Below are 16,254 nucleotides of genomic sequence, written 5' to 3' on the forward strand. Positions count from 1 at the left end.
AAGGGTCCTAGAATGCAGTTTAAGAGTTCATGCGGGTGGAAGCCCACATCAGGTAAAATGCCGATTTTACGGATCTTTATGCGATATTCTCGCACTTTCTCTATGGATAAACGGAAATCCGCTTCTAGTATTCAGCTACTAGACCTATCTTACCGTGACGCGGGCGTCAACATTGACGCAGGGGACGCGCTTATTAAGCGTATTCAGCCCTTCGCAAAAAAAACAATGCGCGATGGCGTACTAGCCGGTATTGGTGGATTCAGCGCGCTCTTCGAGGTGCCAAATAAATATCATGAGCCAGTGCTAGTTTCTGGAGCTGACGGGGTAGGTACGAAACTTAAGCTTGCATTTCATTTGAATCGGCATGATACAGTCGGTCAGGATTTAGTAGCGATGAGTGTTAACGATATTCTCGTTCAAGGGGCTGAACCACTTTTTTTCCTTGATTATTTTGCCTGCGGTACGCTTAACGTCGAGATAGCATCAAGCGTACTCAAGGGTATTGCAGTCGGATGCGAATTAGCAGGCTGCTCGCTGATCGGTGGCGAAACATCTGAAATGCCGGGGATGTATCCAGAGGGTGAATATGACCTTGCTGGGTTTGCAGTCGGGGTAGTCGAAAAAAGAAAGATTATCGATGGTAGAGCGATTCGTGCTGGCGATATTATTCTAGGTCTGGCCTCGAGCGGAATCCATTCAAATGGTTATTCGCTAGTTCGCAAAATTATCGAGCATGCTCAGCTGGACCCGCAAACTCATTTCGGGGGGCAGTCGCTGTCTGATGTACTAATGACGCCTACGCGCATCTATGTAAAGTCTATACGCAAGTTGATAAGGCAACTCCCAGTCAAGGGTATTGCCCATATTACAGGTGGAGGGCTCGTCGGAAACATACCTCGTGTGATACCTCAGAAGCTGTGCGCGAAAATAAACCGTTGTGCATGGCCATTGCCAGGACTATTCACCTGGCTACAGGAGCTTGGGGGTATAGCTGATGCAGAGATGTATCGCGTATTTAACTGCGGGATCGGGATGGTGGTCATTATCGCCAACGAGCACGCGAAAGCAGCAACTTCTATGCTGTTAGAAGATGGTGAACAAGTATGGACACTCGGTACTGTATGTGAGTGCAACACCGGGGAAACACAGGTGATTATAGTATGACACTACTTATATAGGAACGTAGCACTACTCATACACGCTCTTTCAGAAAGAAATTGAAAGAGTACATTCGATGCCCTTTTCTTTAAAAGCTCTCTCAGATAAATCATACAGTCTATTGTATAGGTGCCCATATTCGGCATACAGTGTCTACGGCCTGTGGCACAGCGTCGGTTCTAACACAGTCAATAACTATCCGATCAGGCGTTGCGCGCAACCATGTTAATTGCCGCTTGCAGAGTTGTTGTGTCGCAAATACACTCTTATCACGCATCGTTGTATAGGTATATTTACCGTCTAGGTATGCCCATACCTGTCGGTATCCAACACAGCGCATTGATGGCAATCTAGAGTGTAGGTCGCTACGTGCGCGTAATTGCTGCACTTCATCGATTAATCCAGAATCTAGCATAGCGTCGAAGCGACGTGCGATGCGTGCATGCAGTACAGATCGGTCTGAGGGTTCCAGCGAAACAGCAAAAAAACGAGGAAAAATATCCGCGCCGGCTCCCATAGCCCGGCACCCGCCTACTCTCAGATCAACGGCTGAGAGAGAAGGGCGTCTAAGTAAAGTAGACATGGGCTGACCAGTTAATTGCCACACTTCTAAAGCACGTTGAATCCGCTGTGAATCGTTAGGCGATATTCGTGTCGCCGATACTGGATCAATCTTCGCCAATTTTGCATGCAGCGCAGGCCAGCCCTCACATGCGGCATATTGGTCAAGTGCGGATCTGACAGATGCGTTAGCTCTAGGCAATTCGTTCAAACCTGCGACTAGCGATTTGTAGTACAACATTGTTCCACCCACGAGTAATGGTAGTTTTCCGCGAGCAATAATTTGTGAGCATAGGTTCAGTGCGTCAATACAGAATTGGGCGGAAGAATAAGTATCAAGCGGGTCAATGATATTAATCAGATGATGAGACACTATATTAAGCTCATCTGCATTAGGCTTAGCAGTTCCGATATCCATTTGTCTATAGACGAGTGCTGAATCGATACTGATTATCTCGATCGGTGCATGGCGTGCTAATGCCAGCGCAGCGGCGCTCTTACCAGACGCTGTTGGCCCGAGCAAGCATGCGATAATATGAGTAGACGACATAGCGTAGATATTGGTTTAGCATGAAGAATTGTTCAGCTTGGCTGAGCATAAGCCGAAACCACGTTAGACGATCATAGTTGTACTGCTCGGCGTGCTTGGTATCTTCTATTTGGGCTGCATTGCATTTTTTAGTTGATATTTAGGCGCTTATGAGCAGGCATCGCATAGTGATAGGCTAATATATTGAGAAGCTTATTCTCATATTTGGTTGGCATCTAAGATGCCCCTGCATATTATAGGTCTATTAGAGTCGTACGCTAGAGAAACTAGGTCGGCATTTAATTAGCACTGATATAGTCCAGACAGCCTAAGTAGTTTCAGATAATAATGTAAAAGCCCAATGCATTCAGTATTTTATGTTCCTCGTGAACTATACCGAGATCGCCTACACTGGTTTACAATATTACGGAGATAAGGAGAGGTTAAACCGCGATACTCTACTGAGTAATCACGTTCTTAAGTCACGCGTACAGATGCGCTCATAAGCAGCGTGCATATCCGATCAAACAATCCGCGCGTCTTCTTCACTAGTATATAGATGCCCTATAATAAGATCTCAAATCCTACTAGATACGCGCCAGGCGCTTGTGCTACTACTATAGGTATATTATCGTAGGAGGCAAACTTTGTTGGAAGACGATATACTAGATTGTGTGCATCAGAAATAACCATACCGAATAACAAAGCCGATGACATACTGCTGGATCTATCTGACATACCCGTTCTAACGCTACTCCCTACTCTGCTCGTTATATTTACAGTATCTAGAACTCTAGTCTTGGACTATATTAGATTGTGTGTTTTGAATGCGAACAGAAAATGTAGAGCAATCTTTATAGATCGAGCTTTCCTAACAGAAAAACGTCAACTCTACGGGTGCTATGTGAGTAAGTTAATAGTACTGATACACTTCTGCTAGAAGTGTGTATATTCACAGCATTGAAATTGATGTACCTAGTATGAGCGCTAGGAAACGCACTAATCTACCTATGCTCAAAATCTCGAGGTTTCGGGATACCGTAAAAACGGATGCAACGAGTAGACCGATTTAGTTAGCATGGTGCAAGACATGCTTTCCCAGTTTCGCTGTAAGCTCGCGCAGTCAGCTTTCGGCTTTCTCCTTGAACCTCTAGAACAAACTGTAAGTCTGGTAGGCCTAGCATACCGCTAGCCCGCTCCGGCCATTCGATTAGGTGCAGTGCTTGGGTATCGTAGTATTCACGAAAACCCATGTCTTCCCATTCTGACGGATACACAAAACGGTATAGGTCGAAATGATAAACTAATAGAGGTACACCATCGACATTCCCTATAATGTAGGGTTCAACAAGTGTATAAGTTGGGCTACGCACGTATTGCGTGTACCCTAATGCCCACAGTATCGCACGTACTAGAGTCGTCTTACCGGAACCGAGGTCACCAGATAAGTGTACCTGAATACCATGCGTTGTCACAGCACGCATTGCCGTTATAAGTGCTATAGCAAGCTTTGATCCGAAAGTATGGGTCGCACGCTCATCCGCTAGCACGAATACGCGTTCCATCAATATACAAGGTAAGACTTTTATATGTCGCATTGTTATGCTGCGAGAAGCAAGATATTAGGATTTACTGTGTGACCTTTAACAAAGATGCACTCTCGGTGCAAGCACATCGTGTGCTTGAATAGATGAACAAAGCGCGTTTTAGTACCAATTAGCAGCCATAATACTGATTTATCTTATTCTGAATTATGGTGCCTTCTCAGTGAAGGAGTGTCTCTCTCGTAGAGAGGTAAATTATTTTGTTATAAATCGCATTAAGCGTGTTCCACCGTCCAATTTAGACTCTAAATATATTAAGGCATAAATTACTGTAATTACTTGCCAGCAGACCTACGCATGTATCATGCGTGAGCATTTTAAGTCAATTCAAGACGGTGCACTGTTCTCAATTTATTGTTATTAATAATAAGCTACTATAAGGCGATACAGTTAGTATCTACAACAATTAGCCGGATAAATCGACTCTGATGAATCCAGCTAGGTTAGTGGACCCTACCAACTTAGTGAGAGTACTAGGGGTTACCCTAGTATAGACAATTAGATATGAAAGATAAAAAATATATGTCTTCTCTAAAACAAGTCTAGTTTGTTATTTTTTGATTGAGTTTTCGTAAACATTTTTTCTTGCTAATGCGCAAAGCTAACTATCACGAATGCTTGCGTATGTACATGAACATAGAAATTTCGGGATCGCATACCCTGGGTAAAGTCTTCATGGTCTTCGATATGTACAATATCTTAGACCGCACGTAATATTTAATTAGAGCAAGCGAGATCTAGACACCTCCTTAGCAGTTTCGCTAGCTTTGTATATCATGCGCGCAACGGTTTTGTAACATTAAGCGTTTTCTGCTTGTGAAGCATAGCATCTGCTACCACAGAAGTGAGTTATAGGCATGAATAACATAAAAAACAGCGCACTAAACACACATCGCAATATAAGCGAGCAAGCAATCGATGCGTTCTGCGACGCGCAATGGCTTGAGTATGGGTTGTCCAGTAATACGCTAGATGCATATCGACGCGACTTGTCGCTGTATTGCAATTGGCTCTCGGTAACGCATAAGCGCGTACTCGATACGACGCGCGAGTCTGATTTGCGTGAATATATGGCGGCACGCAGCAATAGTAAGGCCAGTTCTGCGAATCGACGCTTATCAGTATTTCGGCGATACTTCGCATGGGTGCTGCGTGAGCAGCATATCGCGGTTAATCCGACATTGCATATCCGTTCAGCTCAACAGCCACCCTATTTTCCGTCCGTCCTTAATGAAGCGCAAGTTGAATCTTTGTTAGCTACACCAGATCTTAATACGTTACTTGGATTGCGTGATCGTGCGATGTTGGAGCTGATGTACGCGAGTGGGTTACGTGTATCGGAGTTAGTTATGCTCAAGACAGTTGAAGTCGGGTTGAACGAGGGTATAGTACGTGTGATGGGTAAGGGCGCAAAAGAGCGTTTGGTTCCTTTTGGCGACGAAGCCCAATGTTGGATAGAGCGATATCTATGCGAAGTGCGTGCAGTGCTTCTTGGTACTCGTAGTACCGAGGTTTTTTTTGTAACAGCGCGCGGAAGTGGAATGACCCGTCAGCAATTCTGGAATATTATTAAACGATATACGTTACGCGCTAATATTTATATACCACTATCGCCGCACACTTTGCGGCATGCGTTTGCCACGCATCTTCTCAATCATGGCGCGGATCTGCGCGTAGTACAAATATTGCTCGGACACAGTGATATTTCAACGACTCAGATCTATACCCATGTCGCACGCGAGTATCTTAAAGCACTGCATGAAATACATCATCCGCGTAGATGAGTGCCATAATGAAAGCTCTGTTCACGATGAGCTTTGTACTGCCTATATACGCGGAATACATGGGTTTATAATACCAACAAGTTAAAATTTTGCTTAATTGACGTTATATCAAGATACTCTATTGAGATTTAGAGGTCTGATATTTCGCTATATCGTAAAATATGCATCAACTAGTGATTAAAGTGTTGAGTAATTGCATGTCTCCAAATTTCATTGGAGAAACCATATTGAAGTCAAATATTCAAAATATCTTAAAAGTCTTGAACTACTCACTAGAAGCTAAAACAGAAAGACAGGCTTAATTAATTCTACGTTTATCTGCACGCCTTTGCTGTTTTAAAAGCAGTGGAGTATAGAAGTGATACTTACTATTTGTAGACTATTTTATTAGAAAAATCTAGCTATTAGAATTCAAGTTTTTAAGACATATAACTTAACCTGTTGAAGTCGAGATTCAGTCTTTTTTGTTTTCGCTAGCACTAGCTAGTGCTAAAAATATAGCAACTATGAATTATTAGCTATCAGTTGAATAACAAAAGTATCTCGTAATTTTTATTACAATGATGTTTACTATCCCAGTATAGTGGTAGGTTTAGGATAAATATCCTAATATATAGTAAGTAACGCGATATCTTCAGTAAAATATTTTGATATGTTAGCGTGGTAAGTTGACAAGGATCTAAGTTCAGCTAATTTTGAGTAAAAATGTACTCTAAACAAGCTTCATATCTTCTCTATGGCTAATTCACTTTTTACTATTATTGCGTACCTAATTGGTTCAATACCGTTCGCATTGGTAGTCAGCACGACAATGGGGCTATCTGACCCCCGTACCTATGGATCGAAAAACCCGGGTGCAACTAATGTGCTACGAAGCGGCAAAAAGATAGCAGCACTTTTGACTCTATTGGGTGATGCTTGTAAAGGGTGGCTCACCGTATGGCTTGTAAAGCATATCAGCGCCGCATGCCGGCTTGACGCATTCTCGGTAGCATTAGCATCAATCTCTGTATTCCTCGGCCATTTGTATCCTGTGTTTTTCTGTTTCAAAGGCGGTAAGGGTGCGGCTACTGCAGCTGGCGTACTGTTCGGGATTGAACCAGTGCTCGGCATAGCGACTGTCTCTATATGGATCATTATTACTGTTTTGTTTCGCTACTCATCATTATCCGCACTCATTTCGGCGTTGTTCACGCCATTGTTTTACCTATTTATATTTGGCTGCAACCCGATCGCCGTAGCCATTATTTTAATGGGCATATTGCTGGTATGGCGGCACCGCATGAATATTAGTAACCTATTAGCCAGACGGGAAAGCCGGATTGGCAATAAGGAAGGCATGTTCCATGGAAGTAGTAATAGCTAAGGCTATTAAGCAGCACGCTCTTAATCCTAGAAGCTATTGAAATCAAGCGCGCTGTCTACCGATTTTTTAGAATCGAGCTAATATTGGTTAATATTTTATTATTCAGCTGCTTTACTAAATTCTAGAAATTAACCACGTTAATATAGTACCTATATAAAATAGTTATAGTAAAAAATTTTTTATTAGTTTAAGCACTAAGATACACACGTACTGTGATGCCTATTAAGCTATACTAGATAATTATAGAGAACTCCGTGGTAAATTCTCTTAATTTATTGATTGCCTGAAATTTAGAAAAACATTAGTTCGTACTAGCTGAGATTAAAGCTCCTATATTACAATACGCTTTACGATATTCTAAACTAATTAACTCTAACCTAGAGTCTAATATGCTGCAGGCGGATTATGCCCTGCGAAATTACAATGCATTTGGCTTTGACGTGCACGCAAGAATAGGTGGTCTAATTCGCTCAGAAACTGCTCTTGCTAAGCTACGCACTGATAAATGTATAGCTAGTATGCCGCGTATAGTGCTTGGCGCGGGTAGCAATATCGTATTTACTCGCGACTTTGATGGTTTGGCTCTTGTTATTGATTTGCGTGGAAAGCGTATTGTCTCGCAGACTGACGACGCTTATATCGTCGAGGGCGCTGCAGGTGAACGATGGCACGACTTTGTATACTGGACGCTGCAACAAGGTATGCCTGGATTAGAAAATCTTGCATTGATCCCTGGTACTGTTGGTGCTGCTCCAGTACAAAATATTGGTGCATACGGCCTCGAACTTGTTGAGCGCTTTGAACGCTTGCGTGCATTTGATATGATCGATGGGCGTATCGTAGAGCTTAATGTGCAAGAATGCGCATTCGGATATCGTGATAGCATATTTAAGAATGCGGCCCGCGGACAGCTGATTATTTTGTCTGTTATATTTCGTTTGCCAAAGCGGTGGTATGCACGCGATTCATATGCGGATATTACAAGTCGGCTTGCTATGAATAAGATTAGCGAGCCGACAGCACAACAAATTTTTGATGTGGTTACTGCGATCCGCCGTGAAAAGCTACCTGATCCTGCAGTCTTAGGGAACGTGGGAAGCTTTTTTAAAAATCCAATTGTCAGTGCTGAGTATTTTGCAGCTCTGCAGGCAAAAGAACCGGATATCGTCTTCTATGCACAATGCGATAGTCGTGTAAAGTTATCTGCCGGCTGGATGATTGATCAATGCGGATGGAAAGAGCGCTCAATCGGCGGAGCTGCTGTACATAAAAGCCAGGCTCTTGTGCTAGTCAATCGTGGCGGCGCAACCGGAGAACAAGTGTTAGAACTAGCGCAAGTAATTCGAGCCGATGTTAGACAGCGCTTCGGTGTGGAACTAGACATAGAACCGCTTGTCGTCTGAATCTTGAATTCAAAAACCGATTCTAATATGCCTACAATATTAGCGTAAGCTATGCGACGCTGTATATATTTGCACAGTAAATTTATGCATACAACGCACTGAAACAGTGCAGTTTAACTACTTATTTGCCGTTATGACACTCAGTCAATATTAAAATTTAATAATTCAGGCGACCAAGCATTAAAAATTCTATTAACGCTTTTTGTACATGCAGTCGGTTTTCAGCTTCATCCCATACCACGCTCTGTTGACCATCAATAACATCAGCACTTACTTCCTCTCCACGATGTGTAGGTAGACAATGCATAAATAGCGCGTCGGGCTGCGCAAGTGCCATTAGTTTCGCATCGACACACCAATCTGAAAATGCAACTTTACGTATATCATTTTCTTGTTCGAAACCCATACTAGTCCAGACATCGGTCGTAATTAAGTGAGCACCCTCGCAAGTAGCGCACGGATCATCCGTTTCCTCAACTGAGGTTAAATGTTTGGGGTCAATCGATGCATGATTAAGTCTATATCCAGGCGGTGTTGACACACGAAGTTTAAAACCGAGGATATGTGCTGCTTCAATCCATGTGTAGGCCATATTATTCGCATCACCTACCCAGGCGACAGTTTTTCCACGAATCGGCCCTCGATGCTCATGGAATGTAAAGACGTCAGCTAGAACCTGGCACGGATGGTACTCATTAGTCAGTCCATTGATAACTGGAACTCGTGAATTCTCTGCAAAGCGACGTAATATGTCCTGCCCGAATGTTCGAATCATAATGATATCAACCATTCTTGATATAACCTGTGCAGCGTCCTCGATTGGTTCACCCCGACCTAATTGAGTATCGCGCGTGTTCATAAAAACGGCGTGACCACCCAGTTGGAAAATACCAGCCTCGAACGAGAGTCGCGTACGCGTCGAGTTTTTCTCAAAGATCATAGCTAGCGTACGATCGTGTAACGGGTGGTAAGTTTCGTAGTTTTTAAACTTCTGTTTCAGAATTCGACTACGCTCTAGTACGTAGTCATAATCTTCAGCAGAAAAATCTTGGAACCGCAGGTAGTGGCGAATTGTCTTAGTAGAGGTCATAAAAACAAATATAGCTGACTAGCGCTAGTCGATCATAAAGCGCTGCCATTTGCTATGTTAATAAACATCACGCAGCATAAAGGATTTTGTTGTCTTTGACGAGTCACCTGTCTGTATGCCACTATAACTGCTAGTTTGGTACGATAATTGTTTAGTCTATTATTAGATATCAAAGATATGATATGAGAATTATAAAAACTTTAGATTAAGCATCTCACGCGTCGTAGCGCACCACAGTGAGGAAACGTATCAGCTATAATAAGTAAGTTTCTCGGCGAGTTCACCATTAAGGTGTCGCCCGGCAGTGGGTCGTGGGGAACACGCCCGTGTGCTGTAAAATCTCCGGGTATCGTCGGGGTTGTCTTTCGGGGTGTTCCACATGGGCGACTCATTATCCTCAACCGAGTATTTCATTCAAGGAATTACTAAGAGTGGAAAAAAGTTTCGGCCGAGTGACTGGTCAGAGCGGCTATGTGGTGTGCTATCTTCGTTTGGCCCAGGCGCAACAGGACCCAACGCAAAGTTAAAGTATTCGCTATATGTCCGACCTGTTATGCTCGGTGATATTAAGACGGTGATTGTCGATTCTCGACTGCGTGACATTGAGCCTATGGCTTTCGATTTCGTTATGAAATTCGCGCGAGACAACGATCTATTGATGACTGAAGCTTGTGAACTGCCGACAGAACATCCAGCGCATCAAGCCTTACCTATACGAAGAGGGGATTAGGGCTCTATACTGCTGAGCAATTTTAGGGGACTAGCTTGTTGCTTAGCTAGATTAGAGAGTGTTGGTATTACGTTAATTTAACCATTGAGTTTTACTTAACTGTATTTTCTTACTTTATGCTTTTAATGTGACTAATTAAATGATTACGCTGTAGATTGCGCTAAACCTTTTATAGCAGCGGTTAGGCGGCTCTTGTGGCGAGCGGCCTTGTTTTTATGGATGATCTTCTTATCGGCTATGATATCTAGTGTCTTAGATGATTGCCTTAATACCTCGGCAGCTCTTGCCTTGTCGCCAGAGTGAATTGCTTTACGCACAACCTTAATTGCAGTACGCATTTTTGAGCGCAGCGCAGAATTGTGTGAATTGGCTTTCGCGGCCTGACGAGCACGCTTGCGCGCTTGCGTGGAGTTAGCCATGACGGTTTTTATCCTGTTTACAACGAAATTTGAGCATAAAACGCACACTCATTGTATTTTTGATTAAAAATCATCATATCATTAAAATAAAAAAGTCGCAATCGACACTTCTTTTTTTCGTAAGGTAGAAAAATATAGTCAGCTTCTCGGCTGCAGTAGTAATAGGTAAGACAACGGTTATTTGCTATCGCTACAGAACTCTATTAATAGAGAACCGCCCCGCCTCTGGGATAAGTACTATGCTTGCTCCCCTTATCAAAAAAGGCTACTGCAGCATAGCCTAATCGTTTCTGTTAACACAAGATCTCCCCCGTTATAATGTTGCTGTATGAATCTACTCCGCACTCTTTTTACTGTTACCACCTTTACTCTGCTTTCCAGGATTACCGGATTAGCGCGCGAAGTATTGATTGCCCGCATTTTTGGCGCTAGCTTGTATACTGATGCGTTCAATGTCGCGTTCCGTATTCCGAATCTACTGCGCCGGCTTTCTGCTGAGGGCGCGTTTTCGCAGGCATTTGTGCCGATTCTAGCGGAGTTTAAGAGTCAGAAGGGGCATGATGCGACGCGCGCATTAGTTAATGCGACCGGCATTGTATTGGCTTGGGTTTTAGTCGTCTTTTCGACTCTAGGAATTGTTGGCTCTGGATTTGTTGTATGGGTGGTTGCATCAGGGTTGAATCATAATGATCAGATATTTGCACTTTCGGTAACGATGACTCGGATTATGTTTCCGTACATCTTATTGATCTCGCTGACTTCGCTAGCATCTAGCGTCTTAAATACTTATCAGAATTTTTCGCTTCCGGCATTTTCGCCTGTCCTTCTTAATGTTAGCTTCATTTTTGGAACGTTAGTTATCGCACCGCGCTTGGAGACTCCAATCTATGCGCTTGCTCTTGCGGTGTTAGCTGGCGGTGTTCTGCAGCTACTCATTCAACTTCTGGGTCTAAAACGAGTTGAAATGATGCCGCAGATTAGGCCTAATCTGGCCCAAGCATTAGCCCACCCCGGAATTAAGCGTGTTTTGTTAAAAATGATGCCAGCCAGTTTCGCGGTATCGGTCGCCCAGCTATCTCTGATTGTTAATACCAATATTGCTTCGCACCTATTGCCAGGTAGCGTATCGTGGTTATCTTACGCAGATCGACTAATGGAGTTCCCAACAGCGTTGCTAGGTGGTGCGATCGGAACAATTTTATTACCTAATTTATCTAAAGCACATGTAGATGCCAACGCAGAAGAGTACTCAGCGCTGCTCGATTGGGGTTTACGGCTTACGTTTCTACTAGCCGCTCCTAGTGCTGTTGCATTATTTGTCTATGCAAAACCTTTAACGGCTACATTGTTTAATTACGGACGGTTTTCTGGCTATGACGTTGTAATGGTATCGCGTGCTTTAGCTGCTTATGGGGTAGGGTTGCTTGGGTTGATCCTGACTAAGATCCTTGCGCCCGGTTTCTATGCTAAACAGGACATCAAAACACCGGTAAAAATTGCATTAATAGTAGCAGGCATCACACAATTGTGTAATATCGTATTTGTGCCCTATTTTGCACATGCGGGCCTATCACTGAGTATTAGTATTGGTGCATGCGTAAATGCACTACTACTGTTTACGGGCTTGCGTCGGCGTTCAATCTATATACCATCAGCTGGATGGGGCGTGTTTTTTCTGCAATTAATTAGCGCGTGCCTAATGCTTGCTGGCGCGATGTACTGGTTTACCGGGTTGGTTGATTGGGTGGCATTAGGGCATTATCCGGGCATGCGTATTGCTGCATTAGGGGTGACGCTAGTTATACTTGCAATACTATATTTTGCGATATTATTTCTGACGGGCTTTAAGTATGCATACTTTTATCGCTACGTGAAATAACGGATTTATGATGCTTTCTTGAGGCTTGATTTTATTTGATACTAGAGCTGCGAATAAGCGAGCTGATCAATTTATCTTTAGGCAAGAATTAGATCGATAAATCGCTAACACGCTATAGAACGAGTTACTATGCTTGGAAAGCGTAGTAGAAAAGTAGTCGTGTGAATTTTGTATAAGTTGAAGCTATTTCGGCAGCTCATTAAATGATAGCGAGAGTTAGTATCTATTTAGCTGCAATTCAGCATTTCACTGATAGAGCTGGAAAATAACTGGGTGATTGTAGTGCTGAGCATTATTTTGCGCTTCACTTTGCGCCTGAATCAGAACTTTATTTGGAGATATTGGTTTTTTATTGCACGTTACTCTGGAGTTTTTCTTGCCTTCGAGAAACCTATGGCACTACTTTTTACGATAAAAGTTTAGTGGATCTGTATATGAATCTGCAATTGTTTTCTTCTAACATCGCTACTTTTTTTAACCTTTTATGAGTTTCCGCTGCATGGCTAAAAGATTATGGTAATCTCGGATTCGTTGTGTGTTGGGTAACACACGCTCTATGCTAATGACTTTAGAACGTCAAACACATTTTTTCGGATCTCATAAACTGAGCCGCGCCCAGATATTTTTCTGTACCTTGGGGGACTTAGCCCATTCTCAGCACCTCGCTGCGCCCATTGCATATAGTAGTTAATTAATGGGTACGTTTGTATAAGATAGACTTCTAGGCGCTTACAGACTGTTTCTTTTTTATCGTCATTGCGTTGAATAAGAGGTTCGCCGGTTACATCATCGATCCAGTCAAACTCTGGTGGGTTAAATTTAATATGATAGGTGCGTCCAGATGCTGGATGCGTGCGCCGCCCACTCATGCGTTCAATAATCTCGTTGAATGGTACGTTAATTTCCAGTACATAGTTAATCTCTACGCCAGCTTTCTTCATTGCATCAGCCTGAGGGATCGTTCTCGGAAAGCCGTCGAATAGATAGCCATTCTTACAATCTTCTTGCTCTAGCCTTTCTTTAACAAGTTCGATAGTTAGCGCATCTGGAACAAGATCACCTGCGTCCATATAGCGCTTGGCTTCGATGCCAAGCGCTGTTCCGGATTTTACGGCTTCGCGTAACATATCGCCGGTTGAGATTTTTGGAATGGAAAACTCGTCCTTGATGAAGTTTGCCTGGGTGCCCTTGCCCGCCCCGGGGGCGCCTAACAGGATTAAACGCATAGTAATTATCTCCGAGATGGCTTGTAAATTCGCGGGCGACTTATTAATATTGAACGCTAATCTAACTTGCTATAATTTAACATTCGCTTTAGACGATTTGTCGCTAATAAATATTATACATACTGCCCATTCTATTTATTTCTATTAGAGTGCGCAGTATAAACTTTCAACTATGCCATGTGGATATAACCCTTTATTTATATATCGAGCATCGCGCGAACTCGCTCTAAGTCTGCTGGCGTGTCGACCCCGGGGGCAGACGCTTGTGATGTAATCAACACCGCGATCCTTTCTCCATGCCATATCGCTCGTAGTTGCTCGAGGGCCTCAGTAATTTCGATAGGCGCCTGTGTAAGCTTAGGATAGCCTCTCAGGAAGTTAGCGCGATATGCATATAAGCCGATATGGCGGTATATTACCGTAGTGTTTAGCGCAAGTGACCGAGTGCTGTTAATCTCGGGTGAAGTATTGCTCTCTGAATTCCATCTCTGCCGATACACATCATGTGACCATGGAATTGGCGCACGAGAAAAATATAATGCGATGCCGCGGGCGTCAAGGACCACCTTTACAATATTTGGATTAAAAACCTCTGCTAGCTCAACAATAGGATGAGCCGCAGTAGCAATTGCACAATCCTGATGAGCAGCTAGGTGCGCAGCAACACTCGCGATCAGATGTGGTTCGATTAGAGGTTCATCGCCCTGCACATTAACTATTAGCGTATCGTCTGGAAATCTACAGGCTTCAACCACTTCAGCTAGTCGATCAGTGCCGGTCAGATGATCAGTTCGAGTGAGCAGTGCCTCAATACCGTGGGCCCGACACGCATGAATTACAACTTCAGCGTCGGTGGCAATTAGTACGCGGCTTGCGCCTGAGGCGAGGGCTCGCTCGGCTACGTGCACTACCATAGGCTTACGAGCTAGCTCGGCTAGCGGTTTTTGAGGCAAACGAGTAGATGCGAGACGAGCCGGAACGATAACAATAAATGGAACTTCGGTATGCATCATCTCAATCGCTGTCAGGATTAACTGGTGCACCTTCAACTATATGACGTGCTTCATCAATTAGCATTACTGGAATGCCGTTTCGGATCGGGTATGCAAGCTTATCAGTATGACAAATTAGTTCCTGGGCGCTACGATTATGGTATAAAAATCCCTTACATAGCGGGCAGACAAGTATTTCAAGCAGGCGAGCATCCACGAAGTTTCTCCACAACAAGTGTAATTAGACGAGGATCAAGTATGGCGTTGACAGGTACTGCCCATAGGCGTGGATCACGCCAATATTTGCATTTTACCGCATCCTTTTCAGTAATGAGGATTGCGTCAGCTATATCAGTTATGAATGGATTCTCATTAAAAGCATAATGGTCAGGTAGCGCGCGTGTTTCAGGCGCGAGGCCGCTTGAACGAAGTGTTTTAAAAAAACGCTCTGGTGCGCCGATTCCAGCGGCAGCTAGAACGCGCTTGCCAGCAAACTGAGCTAGCGGTCGGCGTAGATTCGGATTATCCAAATGCCATGCGTCGGTAGGCTGCAACGTCAGTGTAAAGGTCGATGGCCATGGTGGTAAACTAAGCTGATGAGAGTTATTGATCAGCGTCGCATCTCGGGTACGACTCAACGGTTCTCGTAGGGGTCCAGCTGGCAATAAAAACCCATTGCCAGCTAGCCGGTAGTCGAAGACTACCAGTTCGATGTCACGCGCTAGCTGATAATGCTGCAAGCCGTCATCGCTGATGATGACATCCACTTCACGATGAGCTTGCACCAATGCACGAGCTGCCGCAACGCGATCGGGGCAGACCCACACAGGCACACCAGTTCGTCGGAAAATTAATAGAGATTCATCGCCTGTCAACGCAGGTGTCGACGTAGGGCTGACCTCGATAGGCTGCACGATTCGTGCACCATAACCTCGCGATACTACACCCGGCGTAAACGCCGCATTGCGTAATGCATCAATAAGTGCAATTACGGTTGGCGTCTTGCCAGTGCCCCCAACCGTTACATTGCCTACCACCAAAATTGGCACGCTGATATGATGCGACTTGCGCCAGCTGTGAGTATACATAAGCCGGCGAAGTGCAGAGACGCCGTAAAACAATTTAGAAAAGGGCCATAGCATGTAAGCAAGCACGCCACGGCGCTGCCATTCGCGCGAGAACATATACCTGATATGAGCAATAATAACGCGATGCAGTAGCATAGACATAACAATAGAGCGAAGATAGAGTGCGGGTGTCGAGCGCCAGCATAGCTGGCCTCAACTCTTTATAATAGCTTAGATAGTGTAATAACAGCCTAACCGTATCAGGCACCATACTGTTAAGAGACCCTAGATCCTATTTTTCTAAAATGAGATAAATGCTGATATACCATCTCCATTTACATGGATAATTCCCCAGGAAAATCAAGGGCTGTGTTGGTGGGGATTATCACGCGAAAAAGTTTTCGGCGACTTTCAGCAGACTGGAATATGCGAAAAGTTTAAAAAAA

General features: G+C 43.9%; 15 protein-coding genes. 6 read left to right on the forward strand and 9 right to left on the reverse strand.

The genetic code is table 11. The features are described from left to right. Positions 1–102 precede the first annotated feature (102 nt). Positions 103–1,164 (forward strand): phosphoribosylformylglycinamidine cyclo-ligase, encoded by a 1,062-nt coding sequence (purM, locus tag K0T93_RS00840; RefSeq protein ID WP_225721527.1) that lies wholly within the window; start codon positions 103–105, stop codon positions 1,162–1,164. Between the two features lie 112 nt (positions 1,165–1,276). On the opposite strand, the gene miaA is transcribed toward purM, so the two are convergent. The 3 genes from miaA to tsaE form a co-directional block, all read right to left on the reverse strand. Then, the gene (gene miaA, locus K0T93_RS00845) at positions 1,277–2,269 is read right to left on the reverse strand and encodes a tRNA (adenosine(37)-N6)-dimethylallyltransferase MiaA (RefSeq protein ID WP_225721528.1); all 993 of its coding nucleotides are present in this window, start codon (positions 2,267–2,269) and stop codon (positions 1,277–1,279) included. Positions 2,270–2,812: 543 nt separating this feature from the next. Continuing rightward, entirely contained in the window at positions 2,813–2,965 is a 153-nt protein-coding gene (locus K0T93_RS00850; protein ID WP_225721529.1) for a hypothetical protein, read from the reverse strand. A gap of 356 nt (positions 2,966–3,321) precedes the next feature. Further along, positions 3,322–3,846, reverse strand: a complete 525-nt coding sequence (tsaE, locus tag K0T93_RS00855; protein ID WP_320412665.1) for a tRNA (adenosine(37)-N6)-threonylcarbamoyltransferase complex ATPase subunit type 1 TsaE — start codon at positions 3,844–3,846, stop codon at positions 3,322–3,324. An 863-nt stretch (positions 3,847–4,709) separates the two neighbouring features. On the opposite strand from tsaE, the gene xerD reads away from it, so the two are divergent. From xerD to murB, 3 genes are all read left to right on the forward strand, one after another. Further along, complete coding sequence (gene xerD, locus K0T93_RS00860) at positions 4,710–5,636, forward strand: site-specific tyrosine recombinase XerD (RefSeq protein ID WP_225721531.1); 927 nt, start codon at positions 4,710–4,712, stop codon at positions 5,634–5,636. A gap of 736 nt (positions 5,637–6,372) precedes the next feature. After that, positions 6,373–7,002: a glycerol-3-phosphate 1-O-acyltransferase PlsY gene (gene plsY, locus K0T93_RS00865; RefSeq protein WP_225721532.1), complete on the forward strand. Its 630-nt coding sequence runs from the start codon at positions 6,373–6,375 to the stop codon at positions 7,000–7,002. A gap of 389 nt (positions 7,003–7,391) precedes the next feature. Further along, positions 7,392–8,405 (forward strand): UDP-N-acetylmuramate dehydrogenase, encoded by a 1,014-nt coding sequence (gene murB, locus K0T93_RS00870; protein ID WP_225721533.1) that lies wholly within the window; start codon positions 7,392–7,394, stop codon positions 8,403–8,405. Between the two features lie 157 nt (positions 8,406–8,562). Here the strand turns inward: murB and argF are convergent, their stop codons facing one another. Further along, positions 8,563–9,495, reverse strand: a complete 933-nt coding sequence (gene argF / locus K0T93_RS00875) for an ornithine carbamoyltransferase (protein WP_225721534.1) — start codon at positions 9,493–9,495, stop codon at positions 8,563–8,565. A gap of 379 nt (positions 9,496–9,874) precedes the next feature. On the opposite strand from argF, the gene K0T93_RS00880 reads away from it, so the two are divergent. Then, the gene (locus K0T93_RS00880) at positions 9,875–10,225 is read left to right on the forward strand and encodes a DUF3579 domain-containing protein (protein ID WP_225721535.1); all 351 of its coding nucleotides are present in this window, start codon (positions 9,875–9,877) and stop codon (positions 10,223–10,225) included. 143 nt (positions 10,226–10,368) lie between these two features. Here K0T93_RS00880 and rpsT read toward each other — a convergent pair whose 3' ends face one another. Then, positions 10,369–10,644 (reverse strand): 30S ribosomal protein S20, encoded by a 276-nt coding sequence (gene rpsT, locus K0T93_RS00885; RefSeq protein WP_225721536.1) that lies wholly within the window; start codon positions 10,642–10,644, stop codon positions 10,369–10,371. A gap of 328 nt (positions 10,645–10,972) precedes the next feature. On the opposite strand from rpsT, the gene murJ reads away from it, so the two are divergent. Continuing rightward, entirely contained in the window at positions 10,973–12,523 is a 1,551-nt protein-coding gene (murJ, locus tag K0T93_RS00890; protein ID WP_225721537.1) for a murein biosynthesis integral membrane protein MurJ, read from the forward strand. Positions 12,524–13,077: 554 nt separating this feature from the next. Here the strand turns inward: murJ and adk are convergent. From adk to lpxK, 4 genes are all read right to left on the reverse strand, one after another. After that, on the reverse strand, positions 13,078–13,749 hold the full coding sequence (gene adk / locus K0T93_RS00895) for an adenylate kinase (RefSeq protein WP_225721538.1): 672 nt from the start codon (positions 13,747–13,749) through the stop codon (positions 13,078–13,080). Between the two features lie 197 nt (positions 13,750–13,946). Further along, positions 13,947–14,759 (reverse strand): 3-deoxy-manno-octulosonate cytidylyltransferase, encoded by an 813-nt coding sequence (kdsB, locus tag K0T93_RS00900; protein WP_225721746.1) that lies wholly within the window; start codon positions 14,757–14,759, stop codon positions 13,947–13,949. 4 nt (positions 14,760–14,763) lie between these two features. Continuing rightward, complete coding sequence (locus tag K0T93_RS00905) at positions 14,764–14,958, reverse strand: Trm112 family protein (RefSeq protein WP_225721539.1); 195 nt, start codon at positions 14,956–14,958, stop codon at positions 14,764–14,766. Next, positions 14,939–15,970, reverse strand: a complete 1,032-nt coding sequence (gene lpxK, locus K0T93_RS00910) for a tetraacyldisaccharide 4'-kinase (RefSeq protein ID WP_225721540.1) — start codon at positions 15,968–15,970, stop codon at positions 14,939–14,941. Before lpxK ends, K0T93_RS00905 begins: the two co-directional genes overlap by 20 nt. Between the last annotated feature and the right edge of the window lie 284 nt (positions 15,971–16,254).

The sequence above is a fragment of the Candidatus Vallotiella sp. (ex Adelges kitamiensis) genome, assembly GCF_020342435.1.
Taxonomy (GTDB): domain Bacteria; phylum Pseudomonadota; class Gammaproteobacteria; order Burkholderiales; family Burkholderiaceae; genus Mycetohabitans.

Bases quoted from the DNA above. Each gene is read 5' to 3' on its own strand.
- purM (WP_225721527.1), top strand. From the start codon at position 103: ATGGATAAACGGAAATCCGCTTCTAGTATTCAGCTACTAGACCTATCT.
- miaA (WP_225721528.1), bottom strand. From the start codon at position 2,269: ATGTCGTCTACTCATATTATCGCATGCTTGCTCGGGCCAACAGCGTCT.
- K0T93_RS00850 (WP_225721529.1), bottom strand. From the start codon at position 2,965: ATGTCATCGGCTTTGTTATTCGGTATGGTTATTTCTGATGCACACAAT.
- tsaE (WP_320412665.1), bottom strand. From the start codon at position 3,846: ATGCGACATATAAAAGTCTTACCTTGTATATTGATGGAACGCGTATTC.
- xerD (WP_225721531.1), top strand. From the start codon at position 4,710: ATGAATAACATAAAAAACAGCGCACTAAACACACATCGCAATATAAGC.
- plsY (WP_225721532.1), top strand. From the start codon at position 6,373: ATGGCTAATTCACTTTTTACTATTATTGCGTACCTAATTGGTTCAATA.
- murB (WP_225721533.1), top strand. From the start codon at position 7,392: ATGCTGCAGGCGGATTATGCCCTGCGAAATTACAATGCATTTGGCTTT.
- argF (WP_225721534.1), bottom strand. From the start codon at position 9,495: ATGACCTCTACTAAGACAATTCGCCACTACCTGCGGTTCCAAGATTTT.
- K0T93_RS00880 (WP_225721535.1), top strand. From the start codon at position 9,875: ATGGGCGACTCATTATCCTCAACCGAGTATTTCATTCAAGGAATTACT.
- rpsT (WP_225721536.1), bottom strand. From the start codon at position 10,644: ATGGCTAACTCCACGCAAGCGCGCAAGCGTGCTCGTCAGGCCGCGAAA.
- murJ (WP_225721537.1), top strand. From the start codon at position 10,973: ATGAATCTACTCCGCACTCTTTTTACTGTTACCACCTTTACTCTGCTT.
- adk (WP_225721538.1), bottom strand. From the start codon at position 13,749: ATGCGTTTAATCCTGTTAGGCGCCCCCGGGGCGGGCAAGGGCACCCAG.
- kdsB (WP_225721746.1), bottom strand. From the start codon at position 14,759: ATGCATACCGAAGTTCCATTTATTGTTATCGTTCCGGCTCGTCTCGCA.
- lpxK (WP_225721540.1), bottom strand. From the start codon at position 15,970: ATGTCTATGCTACTGCATCGCGTTATTATTGCTCATATCAGGTATATG.